Origin of the sequence: Streptomyces smyrnaeus (assembly GCF_017676345.1) — a bacterium.
Taxonomy (GTDB): domain Bacteria; phylum Actinomycetota; class Actinomycetes; order Streptomycetales; family Streptomycetaceae; genus Streptomyces; species Streptomyces smyrnaeus.
The window spans coordinates 298,035-322,572 of the sequence record NZ_JAFFZM010000009.1; the positions used below are offsets into that span (position 1 = coordinate 298,035).

Genomic DNA, 24,538 nt, shown 5'->3' on the forward strand with positions numbered 1-24,538 from the left:
ACCTCGTTTTCCCCGGTGCCGCGCCCTGTCCGAGCGGCCCGGGCCGTGGTTAGGGTGGCGCCGGGACGACGATGACCGGGAGGAGCACCAGCGTGGCCGACAGCACCATCGGGCAGCCCGAACTCGACCTCAGCGGGGCGCAGTGGCAGTCGAGCAGCCGGGGCACCGGCGATGTCGAGATCGCCTTCGTGGAGGGGTTCGTGGCGATGCGGCACGGCCGCCAGCCCGACAAACCCGCGCTCATCTTCGAGCCGGGGGAGTGGCGCGCCTTCGTACGCGGGGCGCGCGAGGGCGAGTTCGATCTGACGTGACGCGCCCCGCGCCGCACCTTTCCCCGCTTCTCTGCCGCAGGCGCCCTCGGCGGGCGTAAGCTCTGGGCATCTGCCCGAGCACGAGGACGGCGAAGACAGCACGGACGGCACGGACGGCGAGGACGGCGACGGTGGCGCTGCTGGAGCGGGAGGCCGAACTCACCGCGGTGGAGCACACCGTGACCGCGCTGTGCGGCACCGGCGCCCCGGATGTGGACGGCCGAACGGCTGAACGGGCAGGCGGTCTCCTCGCCTTCACCGGGGCGCTGGGGCTCGGCAAGACGGCGCTCCTGCGCGAGATCCAAGCGCGGGTGGCCGCACGCGGGGGCACCGTCCTGTACGCGTGCGGAGGCGAGCAGGAGCAGGAGGTCGGCTTCCATCTCGTCCGTCGGCTGCTGAGGCCGCTGCTCCCCGCGCTCGACGAACGCCGGCTCCGCGCCGAGCTCGGCAGCTGGTACGACCTCGCCGCACCCGCCGCCGGACTGCCCGCCCCCGACCCGGCCGTGGTGCCGCACCCGCGCGGCGTACGCCTGGCCCTCGACCGGCTCTTCGCCCACCTCGCCGAGCGCCACGCGCCGCTCGCCGTCCTCGTCGACGACGTCCACTGGGCCGACCCCGCGTCCTTGGCCTGGCTGACCGGATTCGCCCCACGCGTCCCCGAACTCCCGCTCCTGTGCGCGCTCGGCTACGACCCGCGCGAACCGCGCCCCGAAGTGGCGGCTCTCCACTCGGCCCTGGAGAACGGCCGGGCCGAACCGCCGTACGGCCTCGCCGAGCTGAGCACCGACGCGGTGGCCGAACTGGTACGCGGGGTCTGTGCCGGCGAGACCGACACCGCCTTCGCCCAGGAGTGCCGGAAACTCACCGGCGGCAACCCCCGGGCGGTGACCGAGCTGCTGCACCGGGCCCAGGCGGCGGGGATCCAGCCGCACCCCGACAGCCGGCCGCGGCTGGCCGAACTAGCCCCGGCCTCGCCCGACGGGGAACTCCTCCACCGGCTGGAGAAGCTGGGCCCCGACTGCGTACGGCTCAGCTGGGCCGTCGCCGTACTCGGCGCCGACGCCACCCTCCCGTTCGCCGCCCGCGTCGCCGGGCTCCGCGCCGAGGCCGCCCGCGGCGCGGCGGACCGGCTCCGCGAGGCGCGGATGCTGGACGCGCCAGACGGCGCGGGCGACGCGCCCCTGACCTTCCGCCATCCCGCCCTCGCCGGAGAGGTCTACCGGGCCGTCCCCGCCGGTATCCGCACCGCCCTGCACGGCCAGACGGCCGCCGCCCTCGCCGCGGCCCCCGGTACACCCCGCGGCTCCTCCGTGCGTCACCTGCTGGAGGTCCACCCCGACGGCGACCCCGTGCTCGTCGACGAGCTGCGGCGGGCCGCGCACGAGTACACGAGGGCGGGCGCGCCCGACGCCGCCTACCGGTGTCTGGGCCGCGCCCTTCGGGAACCGCCCACCCGGCGTGAGCGGCCCGACGTCCTGTACGAGCTGGCCGCAGCGGCCTTCCGCTCCGGCGCACCGGCCGCCACCGTCCACCATCTGCGTGCCGCACTCGAAGAGCCCGCCTGCGACACGGAGCAGCGCCTGCGGGCCGTCCGCCTGCTGGTCCGGGCCCTGTCCCGCACCGGGCGCCCCGAGGAGGCCCTGCGCACCCTCGAAGCGGAGGTGCGGCGCGCCACCGACCCCGCCGACCGGGAGGCACTGCACGCCGAGCTGAGCCTGTGGCGCGCGCTGCACTCCGCGGCCGACGACGAGAGACCTCCGCCCGTCCCGGCCCTGCGCGCCTGGTACGCCCTGCGACACGGCGAACCCGCCGACACGGTGCTCCGGCTCGCGGAGGACGCCGTCGCCGCCGGACTGCCCTGGACGGACGACCCATGGGGCTGCGAGACCCCGGCCCTGGTGGTGCGGGCCTTCCTGCACTGCGGCCGTCCCGACCGCGCCGAGCACCTGTTACGGCAAGGGATCGCCGCCTGCGAGCGCGTCGGCCTGCACGGCGAGCACCTCGCCCTCGCCCGCACGCTCCTCGACCGCCCCTGAGCGGTCCTGGGCCCTTGCGCGAGTCGCCGTAACGGGGCACTGACTGGGGGCGATCACCGGGGGCCACGTACTATTGCGGCATGTCGTTCCTCCGCCGCCGCAGCGCCGCCGTGCCCGCAGGCCCGGACTTCGATGTCCTGGCCATGGACCCGTCCGACTGGCCGGGGAATCTCGGCGCGGGCCTGCTGCCCGCACCGGACGGCACCTGCCAGGGCGTCTTCCTGCGCTACGACCTGTTCGGCGGACGCGGCCCCGCGATGATCATCGGCAATCTCCCCGAGGGCTCCCCGGCCCGGGACGTCGACGAGGGCGATGTGCCCTTCGAGGTGGCGCATCTTCTGTCCGCGCTGGAGAACGACGAGCACGTCGAGGTCGTCGGCACCGAGGACGACCCGGTGATGCACGAGGACAACCTGCTGATCGTGCGCCGTATCAAGCTGTCCGAAGACCGGATCTCCTGCGTCCAGTTCGACCGCAGCGACGGGGTGCTGGTCACCATCGCGAGCTGGGACCGACCCATCACCAACGATCTGTACGCCCTGCTCAAGCCGCTGCCGGCCGAGATGTTCCAGCAGTAGCCGACCGCACCCGTGCGGCGCCCACCCGCGCCGGTGGGCCGGTGACGCGGTACGCCACGAGGGCGGCGGCACTCGTGCGTGCCGGCCGCCCCCGGACGTCCTGCCGATCGGGTGCGACCAGGTCAGCGGAGCACGCGGACGTCCTCCGCCTTGACGAACGCCACCCGATGTCCGAGCTGGATCTGGTAGTACCGCTGCTTGCCCCGTACCACCTGGAAGTCCTTCGCGTCCGGGTCGTAGGTGACGGCGTACAGATACTCGCCCGGCACCTTGGGGCCCGCCACATAGCGCTGTCCGGCGGCGAACTTGTACGGCAGCGGGGAGAGCGCCTGCGCCGGTACGCCCTCCGGGTACGCGGCCTGCTCCGGGTAGGCGCGTCCGTACACCGGGACCTCGTCGAGCCCGGCGCGCGGTGTGAGCACAGCGCCCCGCCCCGGAACGGCGGTCGGCCGGTCTGCCGGGTTGTGGAACCACGCCTTCTGCCCGAGGTACCAGATCGCTGTCCACTCGCCCCTACGGTCCGCGACGGCGTACTGCTGGCCGGTGGTGGCCCGCGCCCCGGTGTCGTTCACTCCCGTGGTCGACGGTGTGCCGTCGGGCCGCAGCCCGACGTCCTTGACCAGCGGCGAGGAGGCGTCCGGCGCTTGGTGCAGCCGCACGGCGGACGAGCCGTGCTCGGGGCAGGTCCTGCCCGCGGACCCGCATCCGGTGAACACCGGCTTGTGCTCGTCGTAGGTGGGCCGGATCGTCACCACGCCCGACTTGTGGCCCGCCTTCGCGGTGAAGGGCTTGCCCATCAGAGTGAAATAGTGCTGCCAGTCCCAGTACGGGCCCGGGTCGGTGTGCATGCCCTTGATGCTGGAGGTGGTCGGCCCCGGCACATTGTCGTGGCCGAGGACGTGCTGCCGGTCCAGCGGGATGTCGTACCGCTTGGCCAGGTACTTCACCAGCCGCGCCGAACTGCGGTACATGGCCTCCGTGTACCAGGCGTCCGGGTCGGTCAGGAACCCCTCGTGCTCCAGTCCGACCGACTTGGAGTTGATGTACCAGTTGCCCGCGTGCCACGCGGCGTCCTTGTTGCGCACGTGCTGTGCCACGTGCCCGTCGGACGATCGGAGCGTGTAGTTCCACGACACGTACTTGGGGTTGGTCACCAGATCGAGTGTCGTCTCGTACGTGGCCTCGGTGTCGTGGACGACGATGTACTCGATCTTCTGCGACCGGGGCCGCCGCGCCTTGTCGTGGTTGCCGTAGTCCTCGTCGCCGTTCTCGTCGGTCCACTTCTCGTACGGCGCCGGGTACCACTCGCAGTCCACGCTGCGCGGGCACTCCGCGCGGCCGTCGGCCCGGCGCGCCCGGTCGGCCTCCGCGGGCGGGCGCAGCTTCGGCGCGGCCCGCAGAGCGACGGTCTGACCTGTGTCGGTGGTACGGCGCTCGCCCGCCCGCAGGACGTCGAACACGTCATCGGCGAACGCGGTGGCGTCCGGCCCGCCCCGGCCGCCGCCCGGGTACGCGGCAACCGCCTCGTACCAGTCCGCCGGGTCGGAGCTGAGCGGGCGGCCCAGCCGCCGCTGGGCGTCCGCCAGCAGTGCGGCACCGCCCCGCACGTTCGCCTCCGTCGAGGAGCGCAGCCGGTCGGCGGGGAGCCCGGTGAGCTCGGCGGCGCGCTTCAGTGTCCGCAGCCGGGCGGGCAGCTTCCCCGCCGGCTTCGGTTCGGCCGGTTCGGCGGCGAAGCGCGCCGGTCGCCGACTGTCCCCCCGGGCGTCCTCCGCACCGGTGTGGTGGCCCTGCTGCCGGGAGGAGGCCAGCGCCGTCCGCGCGTCGGTGAGGTGCATCGGGCCGTAACCGCCGGAGACGCTGGGCGCCCCCTGATGCGCGTCCCAGCGCGACTGGAGGTACGAGACACCCAGCAGCACGCTCTCGGGCACGTGGTAGCGGTCGGCGGCAGCGGCGAACTGCTGCTGGAGCGTGTCGGCGCGCGGCTGGTCGGCGGTCGCCCGGGTGCCTGCCGCCAGCAGTGGGACGACAAGAGCGGCTGCCGCCGCACCGACCACCGCACGGCGGGCGGTTCGGCGGGTGGTGCGTCTGTCTCGGAATCCGCTCACGCGTCTGTCGGCGCGTGAGCCGCCGCCTGTGTTGCTGCGGCCGTCGTCGGCTGGTGTGTTGTCGGGGGCACGGACGGATCGTGGCAATGCCGCCTCCTGGGACCGGGCGCCGTGGGATCACGTGCGCGAGCAGTCCTCAGACGTACCCATTTGCCGACGATCCGTCAATCATTCCGCACAGTGTGCCCCTTCCGTCGTCGGGCCGCCGGACGAACCCGCACGTCACCCCGGTGGCCAGGCCTGCCAGGCACTCGGGGCGTCACCGGTGCAGACCGGTGACGCCGCCGTGCCGCACCCGATCGGGCGATCCGCCCCCGTTCAGCGGGTGCCCACTGCTGCGCGTACGGCCCGGCGAGCAGTGGCGCAGTCGTCGTGCAGCCTGCGCAGCAGCAGTCGCTGCTCCTCGCCCGTCGGCATCCCACCCGCCCGGACCGCGGCGGCGGCCTCAGCCGCGATCTGCGGGGAGGAGTCCTGCATGGTGCGCTGCACCGCCATCTCGTAGGTACGGATCTCCCGGGTGAGGATCAGCATCAGATTCACCAGGAAGGCGTCCCGTGCCGCGGGACCGGCCGCCTGCGCGAGCTGACTGAGCCGGCGCCGGGCCAGCGGTGCGTCCCCCAGCACCGCCCACAGCGACGCCAGGTCGTAGCCGGGCAGGTACCAGCCGGCGTGCTCCCAGTCGACCAGCGAGGGTCCTGTCGGACCGAGCATCACATTGGTCAGCAGGGCGTCGCCGTGGCAGAACTGCCAGGGCACCCCGCGACGGCCGCCGGGGCGGCCGGGCTGGGCCAGACCGTGCAGCAGCTTCTGCAGATCGCCCAGGTCGCGGTCGGTCAGCAGCCCCTGCTCGTGGAAGCGGGCGAGCCGTGCCGGGTAGTCGAGAGGGCGCTCGAACGCCGACGGCGGCGGCTCCCACTGGTTGATCCGGCGGAACGAGCCGATCACCGCTCGCAGATCAGCGCGCGGTGGCGCCTCGAACGGGTGCCGCTGCGCCGCTGCCACCCTGCCGGGCACCCGCTCGATCACCAGCGTGCAGGTGTCCGGGTCGGCTGCGATCAGCCGGGGGGTGCGCACCGGCGGGCGGTGCCGTACGAAGGCGCGGTAGGCCGCTATTTCGTGCTGGAAGCGTTCGGCCCAGGCGGGCGAGTGGTCCAGCAGGCACTTGGCGATCACGGTGTTGCGGCCCGCTGTGCCGGACAGCAGCACCGAGCGTCCCCGCTTGCGGAGCAGTTGGACGGGCGTGAACTCCGGGCAGATCCGGTGGATCGAGGCGATGGCGGCACGGAGCTGCGCACCTTGCGGGCCGGACAAGTCCAGCCTCCCGCTGACGGGTTGGGACACGGTACCGGGGGCGCGAAGATCCATGCGTGCGCCGGCGTGCGGGCCGGGCGGGCCCGGCACGGGCAAAGGGCCGCGCGACGGATCGGGCGCCAGCATTGCCGGGCCCCTTCCGTAGGGCTGCGGCGCGGGGGCCGCACGAGGCCGGCGCTGCACGGACACGGGGGATGGTGCTGAATACATGGGCGCGCGAGATCCCTTCGTGTGCCGACGGGTTTCGGCGCCTCCCCGGCCGGCTGTCGGCCTGTGCACCCTGGGGAATGCGGGCCGGACGACAACGACCGGGGTGGCGCGTTCCTACAGCACACCCGGGTGCGGGTGGCACACCATCTGGCGGACCCTGGCGAACCCTGGCGAATGCTCTCGGGACCGCCGTACCGAGTCGTACGGAAGCTACTGTCAACACAGCCGAGAACCTGGGGGCTTGATGTGACAAAGGGACCCAACGCACGCCTCGCGGACCTCTTCGCCCTCGCCGGCTGGTCGAAGGGCGAGCTCGCCCGACTGGTCAACCGGCAGGCGGCAGCGATGGGGTACGCGCAGTTGGCGACGGACACCTCACGGGTGCGGCGTTGGATCGACACGGGGGAGACCCCGCGCGATCCGGTGCCCAAGGTGCTGGCGTCCCTGTTCACCGAGCGACTCGGCCGTGTCGTGACCATCGAGGACCTCGGGTTCACCAGGCCGGGACAGTCAGCTCAGGGGGAGCCCGTCGAAGGGCTGCCTCTACCGTCCGGGCAGGTCGCCGCGGTCCTCACCGAATTCACGGGAATGGACCTCATGCTCAACCGACGCGGCTTGGTGGGTGCGGGCGCCGCGCTCGCCGCAGGATCGGCACTCACCAGTGCCATGCACAACTGGCTCAGCACGGACCCGGCGAGGTCGACCGCGCAGACTGCCGGAGGAAGGGCCGACGCCGTCCTGGCCGGCCACTCGTCCTACGACCGCTACGAGGCGGCCCCGGTGGGGCTGCAGGAGGTCGAGGCGCTGGAACACTCGGTGGAGATCTTCCGCGCCTGGGACGCAGCGCGCGGCGGCGGTCTCCAGCGCAAGGCGGTGGTGGGCCAGCTCAACGAGGTGGGCGGCATGCTCTCCTACCACCACCCCGAGCCGCTGCAGCGCCGGCTGTGGGGCGTCGCCGCCAACCTCGCGGTGCTCGCGGGGTGGATGTCGCACGACGTGGGGCTGGAACCCACGGCGCAGAAGTACTTCGTCATCGCCGCGCACGCCGCGCGGGAGGGCGGCGACCGGCCGCGCGCCGGGGAGGCCCTCTCCCGCGCCGCCCGGCAGATGGTGCACCTGGGCCGCCCCGACGACGCGCTCGACCTGGTCGGGCTCGCCCAGTCCGGCTCCGGAAACGAGGCCCTGCCCCGCACCCGCGCCATGTTCGCCACCATCGAGGCATGGGCGCAGGCGTCCATGGGCCGCGGCCAGGAGATGCGCCGCACCCTGGGCCGGGCCGAAGAGCTGTTCGCCTCGGACAAGGGCGACGTGGCGCCGCCCAGTTGGATGCAGATGTTCGACGAGGCGGACCTGCACGGTATGGAGGCGCTGGCCTACCGTACGCTCGCCGACCACGAGCCGGTGGCCGCACGGAACGCGGAGCGGCACGCCGAACGGGCCCTGGCGCTGCGCGAGGAGGGGCGGCAGCGCTCGCAGATCTTCGACTACATCTCGATGGCCTCGGCCTGCTTCATCTCCGACGACCCGGAACAGGCGGACCGCTATGCCCGGCTCGCCCTGCTGTCCATCAACGAGAACTCCTCGCACCGCACCTGGGACCGGCTGCGCGAGATGTACCGGCTCACCGGCCGGTACGCCGGATACGGGAAGATCGAGGATCTGCGTGCGCAGATCGAGGAGGCGCTGCCCCGGGCACCGAAACCGTCGCGGAGCGGGAGGAGTCTCAAAGACGCCGACGAGCTGAAACGGGCGCCCGGCGACATCCGGGACATCCGCGGAGCGCGGGGCTCCAAGGGGACCAGGTCCGGATGAGACGGGAGGACGGGTGAACCGGGACAGGACGCAGTGAGCCGGACGGTCCCCGAGGGGCCGCTCCGGCTCACCGGCTCACGGTGTCACGCGGGTGCTCGGGCGTCATGGTGCTCGGGGCATCAGGTGGGCGCTCACGGTGTGACGCGGGCGACCAGGACGCAGGCGTCGTCCTCGCGCTCCCGGTCGGCGAACTCCTCGGCGACGGCCCGGACGCACTCCTGTGCCGAGCCGGCCGCACCGAACCGGGCCGCGAGCCGCAGCATGCGGGCGCTGCCGGCGTGGAGCGCCGGCTGCCGCGGCGTGCCGCTGCCCGGCCCTCGGCCGGTGGGTGCGCCAGGTGCGTCGTCGGGCGCCAGCCCGTCGGTGTGCAGCACCAGCAGGTCGCCGGGCCGCAGCTGTTCGGTGCGCTGCCCGTACGTCGCACCGGAGGTGACACCGAGCAGCACACCCTCGGGCCGCCGCAGCACACTGCCGACCCCGCCCCGGAACAGGAGCGGCGGCGGGTGACCCGCCTGCGCCCAGGTGAGAGTGCGGGAGCGCGGCTCGTACCGGCAGCACAGGGCGCTGCCCAGGGACGGCTGTGCCGAGGAGTCGAGCAGTTGGTTGAGATGCCCCATCAGCGCGCCCGGCTCCACACCGGCCAGCGCCATTCCGCGGACGGCGCCCAGCAGCATGGCCATGCCGGAGGTCGCGGTGACTCCGTGCCCCGTCAGATCACCGGCGGTCAGCAGCGCCGCACCGTCCGGCAGCTCCATCGCGTCGTACCAGTCGCCGCCGATCAGCGCGCTGGAGGCGGACGGCAGATAGTGGGCCGCCAGGTCGAGGGCGCCGGTGGTCCGCTCGTCACCGTGCGGGAACCGGAGGGAGCCACGCCAGGGCGGCAGCACGGCTTCCTGGAGTTCGACGGCCACCCTGCGTTCGGTCTGGGCGATGTGCCGCTCGCGCTGGAGGGAGTCCCGGGACTCGCGCACCGCGTGCTCGCTGCGCCGCAGTTCGCTGACGTCCCGTACCACCGCCCACATCGAGGCGGTGCTTCCCTCGTCGTCGAGCACCGGCTCGCCGACCATGTGCACCGTGCGCACCGAGCCGTCGGGCCGCACCAGGCGGAACTCCCGGTCGATCGCCCTGCCGTCCACCAGGCAGTCGGTGAACGCGGCGGCGAGCCCGGGCTGGTCCTCGGCGACGACCCAGGAGGGCAGTTCGTCCAGGCTGAGGGGGCCGTCCTCCTCGTGCCTGCCGAAGATCCGGTAGAGCTCCGCCGACCAGGCCACCGCGTCCGTCAGCAGGTTCCACTCGGCGCTGCCGACGCGGCCGACGAGTTGGGAGGGCTTCCCGTGGTGTGACGCGGGCGGGGTGCCGTAGGCGGCGCCGGGCGTCCTCGCCGACGTCTCCTCGGGCGGCTGGTCGGCGGTGGGCCAGGCTCGTGGCGCCTCCGGAGGCATGCCCTCGCGTAACTGGTCGAGCTGGCTGCCGAGGTCGTCGAGCTGGTGCACGGCAAGCTCGCACAGCGCGCGCTGCCACCGCGTGCGCGGGTCGGCGCCGGCGACGCCCGGGTCCGTCCCGGCCCCGTCGCCCGCGTTCCCTCCCGCGCCCCGCCGCACCGCGTCGAGGCCGCCGCGCAGGGTGCGGGCCTGGGTGATGAGAGCGTCGAGCGTGCCGCGGTCCGGTGGCTGCGGTGCTGAGCGGTCCGCATGGAGGTGGGAAGCCATGGAGAGCTCCGATACGGGGGAGAGTCGATTACGACTGTGACACAGCCCGCGACTGCCCGTAAGGGATTCGGCCACACTCGATGTGGTGGTGCTGCTGTCATATGTCCCGGTAGGTCGTCGGCACATCGTCCCCAGGGGCCGCCGGGCTCGGCGGAATAATTGCTTCCGGGTAGGCTCCAGCTCTTGACCGGGTGCCCGCTCCGCCAAGTAAAACGCAGGAGTAGAACCGCGGTCACCGGCAAGAATGCCGGGCAACGGAAATCCCGTTGCCAGTCGAATACCCCGCACCGGATGCTGACTCTTATGTTCGTCGATTCCGTCGATTCAGACATAGCGCCCAGCGGCACGCTGCTCGGCCTCCTTCAAAGGGGCCGTGGCGACGGTACGCTGCACGCCCTCGCGGCGCCGCGCGCCGAAGCGCTCAGTGCGCTACGGCACTGCGTCCTGCACGACCCCAGGCGCGACTGGCAGATCGAACACCGCTCCTTGTACTACGCCCGTCTGCACAGGGAGCTGGACGCCGGGCTCGACGACATCGCCGCCCACCTCTTCGACCCCGCCGACCTGCTGTGCACCCCCGAAGAGGCCGAGGTGCGCACCGGGCTCGCGCTCTCCGTGCTCGGCCACCTGGCCTCCTACGCGGCAGCTCAGGGCGACAGCTGGCAGCAGAACGCCCCCCTGCGACTGCTGCGCCGCTACGCCACCACCGGCACCAACTGGCAGTGGGCCCTCGACGAGCTCGCCGTCCGCGACGACGACGCCGGGCTGCGCCCCCTCGGGCCCGCCGTGCTGGCCCGCTTCCCCAGGACGCCCGAGGGCGACGCCGAGCTCGCCGAAGCCGCCCGTGACGCCTTCGAGCCGCGCCCCTGGCGGCTGTGGGCGGAGGACTCCGCACACCCCGAGCAGGCCGACCGGCTGCGGCGCGCCCAGGAGTGCCGCTCCTTCGACCGCTGGCAGCGCCAGCTGCGGACCCCCGGGCCCCGCCCCGGCTGGAGCGTCCGCGAGATCCTCGAATGGGCGCAGGACGGGTACGACGAGCACCCCCGCCAGTATCGTGAGGCGCCCGCGGCGCGCTGTCTGTCCGCCGTCGCCGGGCCCGAGGACCGGCCGCTGCTGCTGGCCGCCGCGCGCGGCCCTCAGGAGGCCGCCCGCGCCGCGGCCCTGCGGCATCTGTCCGACCGCAACGACCCCGATGTGCTCGACCTCGTCGAAGAGGCCGCCGCCGACCCCTGCGAAACCGTCGCCCGCGCCGCGCTCTCCTCCTTCGCCCGTATGCGCTCCGGGGCGGCGCTGGAGCGCGCCAGACGGTGGGCCGCGGCCCCCGAGGGCACCCTGCCGCCCGGGCTGGCCGCCGTCGCCGCCGAGATGCTCGCCTGCCGGGGCGGCGAACAGGACGCCGACGCCGTCCTCGCGGCCCTGCGCCGCACCATCCGGCTCGAAGGCCCCGACAGCGCCGCCCTGTGGCCGCTCGTGGACGGCGCCGGGCGGCTGTCCATCAGCTGTGCGGCGCCCGTGCTGCGGCACATCTACCGCGAGACCGCCTCCTCCCAGCTGCGCGGCCGCACCGCCCGCTCGCTGGCCGCCACCGATCCGTCCTTCCCCGCCGGGTTCGCCATCGAGTGCCTGTGGGACTGCGAGGAGTCCACCCGGCAGGTCGCCGCCGAGTGCGCGGCGACGGGCGACGCCCGGGTGGTGGAGCGGCTGCGCCGGCTGGCCGCGGACCCGGCCGAGGAGGCCGGGGTGCAAACCGCCGTGCGCGGTCGCCTGGCCCCGCCCGCCTGACGCCGCGCCGCCGGCCCGAGGGCTGCGGGCGCAGGTCTCGTCTTGCGGCGGGGCCGGGCGCGGGCACCATGGGAGGGTGGCTGGTCGGTGGGAGTTCTGGGTCGACCGGGGCGGGACGTTCACCGATGTGATCGGGCGCCGGCCGGACGGCACGCTGATCAGCGCCAAGGTGCTGTCCCACGACCCCGGGCGGCCCGACCAGGACGCCGCTGTCGCGGGGATCCGCAGGCTGCTCGGCCTGTCACCGCGCGACCCCGTCCCGGCCGACCGGATCGACGCCGTCAAGATGGGCACCACCGTCGCGACCAACGCGCTGCTGGAGCGCAAGGGCGAGCCGACGGTCCTGGTCACCACCCGAGGCTTCCGGGACGCCCTGACGATCGCGTACCAGAACCGGCCGCGCATCTTCGACCGCCGTGTCGCCCTGCCGGAGGCGCTCTACGACCGGGTCGTGGAGATCCCGGAGCGGATGGGTGTGGACGGCACCGTCGTCGAACCACTCGACCGGGAAGCCGCAGCGCGGGCTCTGCGGGAGGCGCACGGCGCGGGGTTTCGCAGCGTCGCCGTCGTTCTGCTGCACGCCTACCGGTACCCGGCGCACGAACGCGAGGTCGCCCGCCTCGCGGACGAAGCGGGGTTCTCGCAGGTGAGCTGTTCGCACGAGGTCAGCCCGCTGATCAAGCTGGTGTCGCGCGGCGACACCACCGTCGTGGACGCCTATCTCTCGCCCGTGCTGCGCCGCTACGTCGACGAGGTGGCACGCGAACTGCGCGGGGTGCGGCTGATGTTCATGCAGTCGAACGGCGGGCTGCGGGAGGCCGGGCACTTCCGGGGCAAGGACGCCGTGCTGTCCGGTCCGGTCGGCGGCGTGGTGGGCATGGCCCGCAGCTGCGCCGAGGTGGGGCACGAGCGGGTCGTCGGGTTCGACATGGGCGGCACCTCCACGGACGTGTCGCACTACGCGGGCGCACTGGAACGGGTGTTCGGCACGCAGGTCGCGGGGGTGCGGATGCGGGCGCCCATGATGGACATCCACACCGTGGCGGCAGGCGGCGGCTCGGTGCTGCACTTCGACGGCGCCCGCTACCGCGTCGGCCCCGACTCGGCGGGTGCCGTCCCGGGGCCCGCCTGCTACCGCCGAGGCGGTCCGCCGACCGTCACCGACGCCAATGTGCTGCTGGGCCGCATCCGGCCCGCGCACTTCCCGGCCGTCTTCGGCCCCGCGGGCGACCGGCCCCTGGACCCGGAGGCGGCCCGCGCGGGCTTCGCGCGGATCGCCGAGGAGACCGGCGACGGGCGAACCCCCGAGCAGGTCGCAGCCGGCTTCCTGGAGATCGCCGTGCTCAACATGGCCAACGCCGTCAAGAAGATCTCCGTTCAGCGCGGCCACGACATCACCCGCTACGCGCTGGCCGGCTTCGGCGGCGCCGGAGGGCAGCACGCCTGCGCGGTGGCCGACGCACTGGGCATCCGCACGGTGGTGGTGCCGCCGCTGGCCGGGGTGCTGTCCGCCTACGGGATCGGTGTGGCCGACGCCACCGCGCTGCGCGAGCAGTCCGTCGAGAGTGAGCTGACCGAGGAGCGGCTGGCGCAGGTACGCGACGTGTGCACCCGGCTGGAGCGGCAGACCCGGGACGAGTTGCGGGCCGACGGCCTCCCCGACGAGGCGATCACCACGAGTGCCCGGCTGCAACTGCGGTACGCCGGAACGGACGCCGCACTGACCGTCCCGCTGGACGGCGCGTCGGAGATGGCCGAGAGCTTCGCAACCGAGCACCGGGCGCGCTACGGCTTCCTCATGGACAAGCCGCTGGTGGTCGCCACCGCGGTGGCCGAGGCGACCGGCACGGCGGGCCCGGTCGGCATCCGCACGGCCGCATACGAACCGGGGGAGGGCAGCGCGGAACCCCTTGAGACGGTGCGGATGTTCGCGGGCGGTTGCTGGCGGGACACCCCGCTGCACCGGCGCGAGGAGCTGCGCCCCGGCCGGCACGTGGCCGGTCCGGCCCTGGTCGTGGAGGCCGACGCCACCACGGTGGTGGAACCGGGCTGGCAGGCCGTGGCGGATCCGCGTGGGCATCTGCTGCTGACCCGGGTACGGACGCGGGAGGCCGCGCCCGCGGTGGGCACAAAGGTCGACCCGGTGCGGCTGGAGATCTTCAACAGCCTCTTCATGGCCATCGCCGAACAGATGGGCGTCCGACTGGAGAAGACGGCACACTCCGTCAACATCAAGGAACGGCTCGACTTCTCCTGCGCGCTCTTCGACCCGGAGGGAAACCTGGTCGCCAACGCGCCGCACATCCCCGTGCACCTGGGCTCGATGGGCGACTCCATCAAGGAGGTGCTGCGGCGCACGAAGGGCACGATGCGCCCGGGCGACGTCTACGCCGTCAACGATCCGTACCACGGCGGCACCCATCTGCCGGACATCACCGTGGTGACACCTGTCTTCGACCAGCAGGGCGGCGGTAGGGCGACCGGCAGCCGGTTGCTCTTCCTGGTCGCCTCGCGCGGACACCACGCGGAGATCGGCGGTCTGACCCCCGGCTCCATGCCCGCCTTCAGCCGTACCGTCGAGGAGGAGGGTGTGCTCTTCGACACCTGGCTGCTGGTGCGCGACGGGCGGTTGCGCGAGGAGGAGACGCGCGCCCTGCTCACCGGAGCCCGCTACCCCTCCCGCGACCCGGACACCAACCTGGCCGATCTGCGCGCCCAGATCGCCGCCAACGAGAAGGGCATCGCGGAACTGGGCAGGATGACCGAGCAGTTCGGTCTCGACGTCGTGCAGGCGTACATGCGGCACGTGCGCGACAACGCGGAGGAGTCCGTACGCCGCATCATCACCCGGCTGAGCGACGGCAGCTGTACGTACGAGACGGACAGTGGCGCGGTCATCCGGCTGTCCGTCACCGTGGACCGCGAAAGCCGTACGGCGCTGCTCGACTTCACCGGCACCTCGCCGCAGCGGGACGACAACCTCAACGCGCCCAGCTCCGTGGTGAGGGCCGCGGTGCTCTACGTCTTCCGGACGCTGGTGGCCGACGACATCCCCCTCAACAGCGGCTCTCTGGCCCCGCTGGAGGTCCGTATCCCGGCGGGTTCGATGCTGGCGCCCGTCCACCCTGCCGCCACGGTCGCGGGCAACGTGGAGACGTCACAGGCCGTCACCGGCGCGCTCTACGCGGCGCTCGGTGTGCAGGCGGAGGGCTCGGGCACGATGAACAACGTCACGTTCGGCAACGAGCGCGTCCAGTACTACGAGACGGTCGCCAGCGGTTCAGGGGCGGGGCCCGACTTCGACGGCGCGGACGCGGTGCAGACCCATATGACCAACTCACGGCTGACCGACCCCGAGGTGCTGGAGTTCCGCCACCCGGTGCGGGTGGAGGACTTCCATGTGCGCCGGGGCAGCGGTGGTGCGGGCCGCCGACGGGGCGGGGACGGGGTGGTGCGGCGGCTGCGCTTCCTGGAGCCGGTGACGGTCGCACTGCTGGCGGGACACCGGCGCGTCGCCCCATACGGGATGGCGGGCGGCCTGCCGGGCGCGCTGGGCGCAGATGTCGTCGAGCGCGCCGACGGCACCCGCATGGAGCTGGCCGGGCGCGATGTGGCCGAACTCGGCGCGGGGGACGCCCTGGTGCTGTACACCCCGGGGGGTGGCGGCTACGGCACCCCACCGTCGCCGCCACCTGCCGGTTGACACGCCCCGTACCGCGCCGTCGGACCCCTGTCCTCTCTTTGCCGACAACCGGAGGATCGTTGAACGATTCCGCAATCCTTCTGTTGTCCCCCTCCCGGAACTGCGCTTCACTTCACCCATGAGCGACAACGTGCTGGACGAACTCGACGAGGGCCGGAAGCTGTTGGGGCGCACCAGCACCGCCGAGCGGGTCGCCGGCATCCTGCGCAGCCGGATCATCGAGGGCGGGTTCCAGCCCGGTGCACGACTGGCGGAGGAGGAGATAGGCACGGCGCTGGGCATCTCGCGCAACACCCTGCGCGAGGCGTTCCGGCTGCTCACCCACGAGCAACTGCTGGTGCACGAGCTCAACAGGGGCATGTTCGTCCGCAAGCTCACCGTGGAGGACCTGGAGGACCTCTACCGCGTCCGCCGTCTGATCGAGTGCGCCACACTCCGGCAGCTGTCGGCACCCCCCTACCCGCAGCGGGCCGTGCAGGCCATGGAGGAGGCGGTCGCGGCGGGGCGGAGCGCGGCGCACGAGCACCGCTGGCGGGACCTGGGGACGGCCAACATGCACTTCCACCAAGGACTCGTCGCGCTGGCCGAGAGCCCGCGCACCGACGAGATGATGCGCGGAGTGCTGGCCGAACTCAGGCTCGTCTTCCATGTGATGGAAAACCCCCGCCGCTTCCACGAGCCCTATCTGCCGCGCAACGAGCAGATCCTGCGTACGCTCCGCAGCGGTGACGCGCCAGGCGCGGAGCGGCTGCTCGCCGGCTACCTCGACGACTCCCGCCGCCAGCTCGCGGAGGGGTACGCCCGCCAGCTAGGCTGACCGGTCGGTCCCGAGCGGCACACGGTACGCGGCCCGGGCCGCGGCAACCGTCCCGGACCGTGACAACCGTGCCGTTTCGGATCTTGTCGGTGCGACCGCTTAATGTGTCCGTCGTGACTGAGAGCGCCGCCACGACGAGCACCCCGGCCAGGACAGGTGTATCCGCACCCTCCCCGGCGCCGGGCCCCGCAGCCGACGAGGGCCTGGCCCGCCGCCTGCGCGCGCTCGCCTGCACGGCGCCGCTGCACGACCTGGACACCCGCAAGGCCAACCTCGCGGGGGAGTACAGCACCTACGAGATGGCCGAGCTGGCACTGGCCGCCATCGACCTGGTCACGCTCCAGATGGACTTCGACACCGGCGCCGACCACGAGCAGATCGTCGCCAAGCTACTGCCCCGCGTCGCCGCCCAGGCCCCCACCCGCGAGTCCGCCGAACACGAACGGGTGGCCCGCTGGGTGCTGGAGAACATGATCAACGTCGGCAGTGTCGACCGCGGCTTCCGCGCCGTCTACGGCACGTTCGGCCCCGACGGCAGCTATGTGCGGCGGGACTACGACTTCAAGCTCATCGAGGAGGTGCCGGGACCCGGCGGCAGCGTCTATCTGCGCACCACCGACGAGGCCGTCAACGTCCTGGTCGGCGCCCTCGACACGGACGTCACCAGCGCCCAGATCGCCGCCGAGGTCAAGCTGGAGGTCCTCATCAGCCGCGGCCGGCTGGCCGACGCCCAGCTCGCCGCCGAACAGGCCCGCTACCGCACGGTCCAGTACGCCGAGACGCTGCGCCGCACCCTGGAGGCCACCCGCCGCGACGTACGCGCCGTCGACTGGCTCAGCGCGGTCCCCGACATGATCACCGAAGCCCTCGACCACGTGGCCGACCGCTACCGCCACGAGAACGCCATCCTCACCAACATCCGCAAAGCCCGCGACGAAGCTGCCTCCGAACGGGGCCCCGACCACAAGCGCCGCGCCGCCGAACTCGTGGACATCGTCAAGGACTGCATCCGCCGCCACACCCAGCTCCAGTCCCGGCTGCTGGAGGCCGGCCCGCTCTTCCGTGCCGAACAGGACCGCCAATCCTTCGCACCGCCCGCGGCACGCGCCGGACTCGACCTGTACGGCCAGCTCCTCGCGCCCGCACTGCCGCTGCCGCTGGAGCAGGCCACCCGCGTGACCGACGCCTTCTTCGCCCGGGGCACCGGCCTGCGCACGCCCGGCGCCGTCCGCCTGGGCGACCTCACCGACATGCTGCTGACCCCGCCCGCGCCCCGGGAGCATCTGGGCGCCGAGATGCCCGAGCCCGATCTGGTCGCCACGCCCGACGACAGCCGCTTCAGCGAGGAGCAGTTCGCCGCCGCGATGGAACTGCTGGAGCTGCCGCCGGACGCGCCTCGCCGGCTGTCAGGACTGCTGGCCGACGCCCGCCGCCGGGGCGAGCCCGACCTGCCGTACCTCATCGCCCTGCTGGCCGTCCACGCCGCGAGCCCGCCGGTCGGTACGGCCTACCGCCAGGGCGAGGAGCGGCTGTTGTTCGCCGTCGACGACGGCACACCGCTGGAGGATCCGGAATTCGGCGGCGCTGATCTGATCGTCGGCACGGCCCTGCTGGACGCGGCGGGAATGACAGCGGCCCGGACGGAAGCAGCATGACCAGGCGGAGCGCAACAGCAGCGGCAGCACCGGAAGGCCGAGAAGCACGTGACTGACCACCCACCGGAGCACCACCCCGACGAGACGGCCGGGGAGGGCAGCTGCGCACCACAAGTGACGCCCGCCGACGCGGCCGACGCGGCGCGCCTCGTCTCGTTCGGCCTGCACCCCAAGCTGGCGCCCGCCAGGGACGCGGAGTACACCGAACTCCTCCGCCGCTACCGCGACGAACCCGCGTTCGCACGGCTGGCCGATGCCGTCGCCACCGGACTGGGCCTCGTCGTTCTGGAGGTCTCCACCCGCGCGGGCATGGCGCTGGCCGCCGCCGAGGACTCCGTCTTCGCGGTCCGGATGGGCGACTACGCCCGTCGGGCGGGTGCCGACTCGGCAGACCGCTTCCTGCACGGCCTCGCCCATCTGGCCTGCGCGGCCATGGCCTTCCCCCGCCCGGAGGACCTGGCCGACGACGGGTACATCGGCCGCATCACCGTCAACGGGGTCGACTCGTTCGTCCGCCAGGCCTGCCGCAGGCTGGAGGAGCGGGCCGAGGCCGAGGGCGAGATCACCGACCCGGCCACCGACGCACCGGGCCTGGAGGCGGCCTGGCGGGTCTACGCACGGCGCAGCTCCACGGGCGCCACCAAGGACGCCCGCAGGCTGGCGGGTTCCACCACCGGCATCATCGCCAAGGCCGTCGCCTTCCTCGCCGACTCCGGGTTCCTCCAGCGCACCGGGGACGACGCGGGCGGCACCTACCGCACCACCGCGCGCTACCAGCTGCAGGTCCGCGACATGGCGGGCAGCGCCGCCATGGCCGAGCTGCTGGAGCTCGGCGTCGTCCCGGTCTCGGACGGCACGGCCAGTCTGCTGCCGCCGCCCGAGGAGGACGGCCTGGAGCTGGCGCCCGACGCCGGATTGCCCTTCCACTCCTGACGCACTCCCACTGACGCACCCCCGCCCCTGACCGAGCCCCGACCCGTTCCGGCCCCGCGCCGCCCGCCCCGACCAACGAGAGCCCCGCCGCCATGTACGAGCTGTCCCGGATCCGCCTCTACTCCATCGGGCCCGCCGGTGCGCGCTATGCCGACACCGTGTTGGACCTGCGCGGAGTGGGCGAGCCCGTGCCCAGCCCGGCACCGATGCAGGCGGACTTCTTCGAGGAGGAGCCGCAGGGCCCGCCCCGCCGCCCCGCGCCCGCCGGGGTGCTCTTCCTGGAGAACGGCGGCGGCAAGTCCGTGCTGCTCAAGCTGATCTTCTCGGTGATGCTGCCAGGCCATCGCAACACCCTGGGCGGCGCCAGCTCGGGCGTGCTGCGCAAGTTCCTGCTCGCGGACGACTGCGGCCATGTCGCCCTGGAGTGGCAGCACACCAGGACCGGCGAGACGATCGTCGTCGGCAAGGTCAGCGAATGGCGCGGCCGGCAGGTCTCCGGGGACCCGCGCAAGTTCGCCGAGGCCTGGTATTCGTTCCGGCCGGGCCCCGGCCTGTCCCTGGACTCCCTCCCCGTCGCCGAGTCCGCGGCGCTGCGGCCTCGCGCGGAGGGCACCTCCTCGGCGCGCGGCAGACGGCGCACCATGAAGGGCTTCCGCGACATACTGACCGAGACGGGCAAGGCGTACCCGAACCTGGATGTGGTCTGGGAGGAGATCCACGAGCGCTGGAACGAGCATCTGACCGCGCTCGGCCTCGATCCGGAACTCTTCCGCTACCAGCGCGAGATGAACGCCGACGAGGGCGAGGCCGCGGGCTTGTTCGCCGTCAAGAACGACTCGGACTTCACCGACCTGCTGCTGCGCGCCGTCACCGACACCCGCGACACCGACGGGCTGGCCGACCTGGTGCACGGCTTCGCGCACAAGCTCGGCCGCCGTGCCGAGCTGACCGCCGAGCGTGATTTCACGGCCGGCTCCCTGGACCATCTGCACCGCATCACCGAAGCGGCCGAGGCCCGCGCCAGGTCCCGGGAGATCCACGCCGGAGCCGAGCGCCGCACCCGCCACCTGGCCCACCGGCTGACGGCGCGCGGCACCCAGGAGCGTGGCCGGGCCGCCGAGCTGGCCCAACAGCTGGAGCAGTCCCGGGAGTCGGTCACCGCAGCCGAGGACGCCCGCACCCGCGCTTCCCGGATCGCCGCCGAACTCGCCTACCGGCACGCCTCGCTGGCGCTGGCCGCCGCCGAGAAGTCGGCAGCGGCGCAGAAGCGCGAGCTGAGCGAGGCCCGGACGCTGTACTCCGCCTGGCAGGCCGCCGAGACCGTCCTCGCGCACCGGACGGCCGCCGACCGCTCCGCCCGGGTCGCCGCCGCCATCCAGGAGGCCGAGCGGGACGCGGCCCCCGCACTGGCGGCCCGCGCCCGGGCCGCCGGCGCGCTCGTCCGGGCCCTCAACGGCGCGGCCGAGGAGAGCGAACGGATCGCCGGCGAACAGGAGGAGCGCTCCGCCACCCTCCAGAGCGAGAGCGAGAGCGCCCACCGGGACGCCACCTCGGCCGCCACCGAGGCGCAGCGGGCCCGCAGCGAGACCGAACATCTGCGCCAGCGCCTCGCCGAGGTGGAGCAGGAGATGGACCAGGCGGTGCGTGCCGGCTGGCTCGACGACAGCGACCCGGACGCCGACCCGGCGCGGGCCGCGCTGGCCGCCAGCGACGCGGAGAAGAGCGCCGTCGCCGCCTTCGAGTCGGCCCGGGAGGCGGCGGCACGGAGCGCCGAGCGCGCCCGTGAACTGGCGGACCGGCACGCGAGCGCCGAACTCGCCGCCGCCCGCGCCGCGGACGCCGCCGAAGCCGCCGAGGGCTCCTGCACGGCGGAGCGTGCCACTGCTGAGACCCTCGGCGCCGAGGAGCGCCTTGCCGAACTGCTCGGACTGCCCACCGGCCCGGCCGCGGGCCCGGCCGGAGCGGCGCGTGCGGCCGTCCCCGGCCAGCGGGTCGGGGGCGGTTCGCCCGACGCGCGCGGTCACGGAGGGGCGGACTCCGGCCCGGGATCGGACACCGGCTCCGATGCAACCCCCGGCAGCGGCACCGTGCCGGGACAGGGCCGTGGCCCGGGCGCCGGGGCCGGAGCGGGCCCGGCCGCACCCCGCACGGGCCCGGGCGGCGCCGACGCCGCTCCCCAGGGCCCCCTCACGGCCGAGGAACTGGACCGCAACGCCGAGGCGCTGCAGGAGCTGCTGGACGAGGGCGTGGCCGCCGCCGAGCGGCAGCTGTTCGAGCTGCGTACCGCGGCGGCGGACGACGCACGGATGCTGGGCGCCCTCGGTGACGGCGGGCTGCTGCCGCCCGGACCCGATGTGACGGCCACCGTCGAATACCTGGGCGAGCACGGTGTTCCCGCGCTGCCAGGCTGGCGCTATCTCGCCCAGGCCGTGGACTCCGCGGACCACGCCGCGGTGCTCGCCGCGCGGCCCGAGCTGGTCGACGGGGTCATCATCACCGACCCGGACAGTCACGCGCGCGCCCGCGAGGTGCTGGCGGGTGCGCCGCTGCTGCCGCGTTCCGCCGTAGCCGTCGGCACCTCCGCCGCGCTGCTGGCCCCCGCCCCCGCGCCGGACACCGACGGGGGGTCGGGCGAGGCCGAGGTGTTCCTCGTGCCGCCCAACCCGGCGATGCACGACGAGTACGCGGCCGACGACGAGCGCCGCCGGCTGCGCGAACGCGCCGCTGCGCGGGACGAGGAGATCCGCACGCTGGCGGCGCGGCTGTCTGCCGACCGCGCGTTGGCGGCCCGCCTCGCCTCCTGGCGCAGCGGCTGCCCCGAGGGCCGTCTCGACGAGCTCGCGCGCGGCGCGGAGGAGGCCCGGGAGGCCGCGGAGGCTGCCCAGCAGCACCTCGCGGAGGTACGTGAGGCCCGAGCGGAGGCCGACGAGCAGGCCGCCGAGACCGCCCGCGTCCGCGACGAGCGCCAGGAAGCGGCCCAGCGCGCCCGCCGCAGCGCCGACGCGCTGGCGGGCCTCGCCTTCCGGCTGCGGGAACGCGCCCGATGGCAGACCCGGTTGCGGGAGCTGGCCGACGACGTCGCCACCGCGCAGGAGCGCGCCGAGCAGTGTCTGGAGCGGGCGCGTTCGGCCGACGAGGACCGCCGCGCCGCCCAGCGCGCGGCCGACGACGCCCGCCGTACGGCGCGTGCCCTGCGCGCCGAGCGGGCCGAGATCGCGGGCGTACCCGACGGCCCGGAGGAGCAGCCGCAGCCGCCGCAGCCGGTGGACGGGGCGGACGGCGGGCCCGCGGACCCGGCCGGCGACTCCGCCGCCGGGCCCGAGCGCACCGCGTCGCTGCCCGACCTGCGCGAGGCCTACCGTTCGGCCTCCCAGCTGTACGAGAAGGTCGGGGTCGGCGCCGATCTGCGTGCCGAACAGGCCCGCGCCGAGGGCGACGAGTCCGCCGCCAAGGCGGCGCTCGACCGGCTCACCAACAAGGTGCGCACCCGCGCGGCCCAGCTGCTGGAGGGCCCGGACGGCGCCGACGGCCCCACCCGGCAGGCCGCGGCGGCCCGCGCCGAGGCGCTCGTCCAGCGGCTGGAGGCACGCAACTCCGACGCCAGCGAGCAACTCGGCAGGCTCCGCGGCGAGGCCGAGCGCCTCGCGCCCGGCGAGGGCGACTGCCACACCCGGCTCCCGGACGAGCTGGTGCCCGCCGACGCCGCACAGGCCCAGACGCTGCTGCGGACGGCCAACGCCGAACTGGCGGCGCGCGGTGACGAACTGGAAGCCGCCCGCGCCGCCCATGCCGCACTCCAGCGCGCACACGCCGCCGCCGAGGACGCCGCGAGCGGTTTCGACGAGACCGCGGCGACCCTGCGCGACCTGCTGCGCGACCCGGCCGGTCCCGCCCCCGGCGAACAGGACGGCGAAGAGCCTCCCGAGCCGTACGCGGGCACCCCCGCCGAGGCCCGGCAGGCGGCTGCCGAGGCGCGGCGCTCACTGCGCGGCTGCGCCGCCGACCTCACCGCCGCCGAGCAGGCCGTGCGGGAGGCGTGCGATGTGCTCGTACGGCACGCCAACTCAAGCCGCTACGAACAGGTCCGTACTCCGGCGCGGCAGCAGGTGCGCGAGCTACCCGCCTCCGCACTGCCCGACCACGCCGCTTCCTGGGCGGCGGCGTTCGCGCCTCGGCTGCGGGTGCTGACGGACGAGCTGGCCCAGTTGGAGCGCAACCGCGACAGCATCGTGGACAGGCTGCGCGGGCTGGTCGAGTCCTCGCTGACGACGCTGCGTTCGGCACAGCGGCTCTCCCGGCTGCCGGAGGGGCTGGGGGAGTGGTCGGGTCAGGAGTTCCTGCGCATCCGCTTCGACGACCCCGACCAGGCCACGCTCACCGAGCGGTTGGGCGAGGTCATCGACGAGGCCACCCGCGCGGCAGTCCGCAAGAACTCCGACCTGCGCCGCGACGGTATGACGCTGCTGCTGCGCGGGGTGCACGCCGCACTGCAGCCGCGCGGCGTCTCGGTGGAGATCCTCAAGCCGGACGCCGTGCTGCGTGCCGAGCGGGTCCCGGTCGGACAGATGGGCGACGTCTTCTCCGGCGGTCAGCTGCTGACCGCGGCCATCGCCCTCTACTGCACCATGGCGGCGCTGCGCAGCAACGACCGCGGCCACGACAAGCACCGGCACGCCGGCACCCTCTTCCTCGACAACCCCATCGGGCGGGCCAACGCCACCTATCTGCTGGAGCTCCAGCGGGCGGTCGCCGACGCGCTGGGCGTCCAGCTCCTCTACACCACGGGGCTGTTCGACACGACGGCGCTGGCGGAGTTCCCCCTGGTGATCCGGCTGCGCAACGACGCGGACCTGCGCGCGGGGCTGAAATACATCAGCGTGGAGGAGCACCTGCGGCCCGGTCTGCCCCAGCCGGAGGCCGAGGAGGGCGAGCCCGCGGTGCACGGTGAGATCACCGCGACACGGATGTTCCGCCGCCCCGACCCCGAGCCGTCCGACGCCCGGGACGCCCCGCGTGCGCAGTCGCCGGAGCCGGATGCCCGGCCGGACGTGCCCGCCCCTCATCCGCCGGGCGACGCGCCGGACGGGGCGCATCTGCCGCAGTCCTGACGTCGTGGTCGGCGCTGGGCGCCTGCGCGCCACCGTGCTCCGCGCCGGTACGCGGCGCGGGGTGGCGGTCGGCCAACGCCCGCCGTCTGGCCGCGCTGCTGGGCTCGGAGACGACCCCGTGCCGCTGGATCCACACCTGGCGGGTGATCCACACGTCGAGCACCGCCCACGTCGCCACGACGGTGCTGCCGATGGTGGACAGCACCATCGGAAAAGCCAGCCATACGGCGGCCATCGAGCAGAAGAACGCGACCATGAGCTGTACCAGCGTCAGCGCCGCGATGATCACTGCTCGCACCGCCGCCGCCCGTACCGGGTCCGGCAGACGGGGCTTCGCATACATCCTTTTCACTCCCCCTTCACTACCCACGATCCTCGCACGGTTCCGGAAACGTGGGCTGTGCCACAGACTTCGAACGTCCAGCGGGGCATCGACGGACAACTCAGGATGAGGCACCCTGGATTGCC

Annotated in this window: 13 protein-coding genes; 10 read left to right on the forward strand and 3 right to left on the reverse strand. The window is 73.8% G+C overall.

Going from position 1 to position 24,538, the window contains the following annotated elements:
* Positions 1-71: 71 nt before the first annotated feature.
* From JW613_RS17395 to JW613_RS17405, 3 genes are all read left to right on the forward strand, one after another.
* Positions 72-311: a DUF397 domain-containing protein gene (locus tag JW613_RS17395; protein WP_099878435.1), complete on the forward strand. Its 240-nt coding sequence runs from the start codon at positions 72-74 to the stop codon at positions 309-311.
* A gap of 131 nt (positions 312-442) precedes the next feature.
* Positions 443-2,347, forward strand: coding sequence for an AAA family ATPase (locus JW613_RS17400; RefSeq protein WP_209211720.1), 1,905 nt, complete (start codon positions 443-445; stop codon positions 2,345-2,347).
* 80 nt (positions 2,348-2,427) lie between these two features.
* A complete protein-coding gene (locus JW613_RS17405) occupies positions 2,428-2,925 on the forward strand; it encodes a hypothetical protein (RefSeq protein WP_209211721.1) in 498 nt (165 codons plus the stop codon).
* Between the two features lie 122 nt (positions 2,926-3,047).
* On the opposite strand, the gene JW613_RS17410 is transcribed toward JW613_RS17405, so the two are convergent.
* A complete protein-coding gene (locus JW613_RS17410; RefSeq protein WP_307865930.1) occupies positions 3,048-5,030 on the reverse strand; it encodes an N-acetylmuramoyl-L-alanine amidase in 1,983 nt (660 codons plus the stop codon).
* A 318-nt stretch (positions 5,031-5,348) separates the two neighbouring features.
* Entirely contained in the window at positions 5,349-6,551 is a 1,203-nt protein-coding gene (locus tag JW613_RS17415) for an aminoglycoside phosphotransferase family protein (RefSeq protein WP_209211723.1), read from the reverse strand.
* 246 nt (positions 6,552-6,797) lie between these two features.
* Here JW613_RS17415 and JW613_RS17420 point away from each other — a divergent pair, with 246 nt between their 5' ends.
* Positions 6,798-8,363, forward strand: coding sequence for a DNA-binding protein NsdB (locus tag JW613_RS17420; RefSeq protein ID WP_209211724.1), 1,566 nt, complete (start codon positions 6,798-6,800; stop codon positions 8,361-8,363).
* Positions 8,364-8,494: 131 nt separating this feature from the next.
* Here the strand turns inward: JW613_RS17420 and JW613_RS17425 are convergent, their stop codons facing one another.
* Positions 8,495-10,072: a PP2C family protein-serine/threonine phosphatase gene (locus tag JW613_RS17425; protein WP_209211725.1), complete on the reverse strand. Its 1,578-nt coding sequence runs from the start codon at positions 10,070-10,072 to the stop codon at positions 8,495-8,497.
* A gap of 303 nt (positions 10,073-10,375) precedes the next feature.
* Here JW613_RS17425 and JW613_RS17430 point away from each other — a divergent pair, with 303 nt between their 5' ends.
* From JW613_RS17430 to JW613_RS17455, 6 genes are all read left to right on the forward strand, one after another.
* Positions 10,376-11,854, forward strand: a complete 1,479-nt coding sequence (locus tag JW613_RS17430; protein WP_209211760.1) for a HEAT repeat domain-containing protein — start codon at positions 10,376-10,378, stop codon at positions 11,852-11,854.
* A gap of 76 nt (positions 11,855-11,930) precedes the next feature.
* Positions 11,931-15,557 carry a hydantoinase B/oxoprolinase family protein gene (locus JW613_RS17435; RefSeq protein WP_209211726.1) on the forward strand — a complete coding sequence of 1,209 codons (3,627 nt, stop codon included), beginning with the start codon at positions 11,931-11,933 and terminating at the stop codon, positions 15,555-15,557.
* 118 nt (positions 15,558-15,675) lie between these two features.
* The gene (locus tag JW613_RS17440; RefSeq protein WP_209211727.1) at positions 15,676-16,374 is read left to right on the forward strand and encodes a GntR family transcriptional regulator; all 699 of its coding nucleotides are present in this window, start codon (positions 15,676-15,678) and stop codon (positions 16,372-16,374) included.
* A 113-nt stretch (positions 16,375-16,487) separates the two neighbouring features.
* On the forward strand, positions 16,488-18,029 hold the full coding sequence (locus JW613_RS17445) for a hypothetical protein (RefSeq protein ID WP_209211728.1): 1,542 nt from the start codon (positions 16,488-16,490) through the stop codon (positions 18,027-18,029).
* Positions 18,030-18,143: 114 nt separating this feature from the next.
* On the forward strand, positions 18,144-18,962 hold the full coding sequence (locus JW613_RS17450) for a hypothetical protein (RefSeq protein WP_307865932.1): 819 nt from the start codon (positions 18,144-18,146) through the stop codon (positions 18,960-18,962).
* A 92-nt stretch (positions 18,963-19,054) separates the two neighbouring features.
* Positions 19,055-24,070, forward strand: coding sequence for a hypothetical protein (locus JW613_RS17455; RefSeq protein ID WP_209211730.1), 5,016 nt, complete (start codon positions 19,055-19,057; stop codon positions 24,068-24,070).
* The last annotated feature ends 468 nt before the right edge of the window (positions 24,071-24,538 follow it).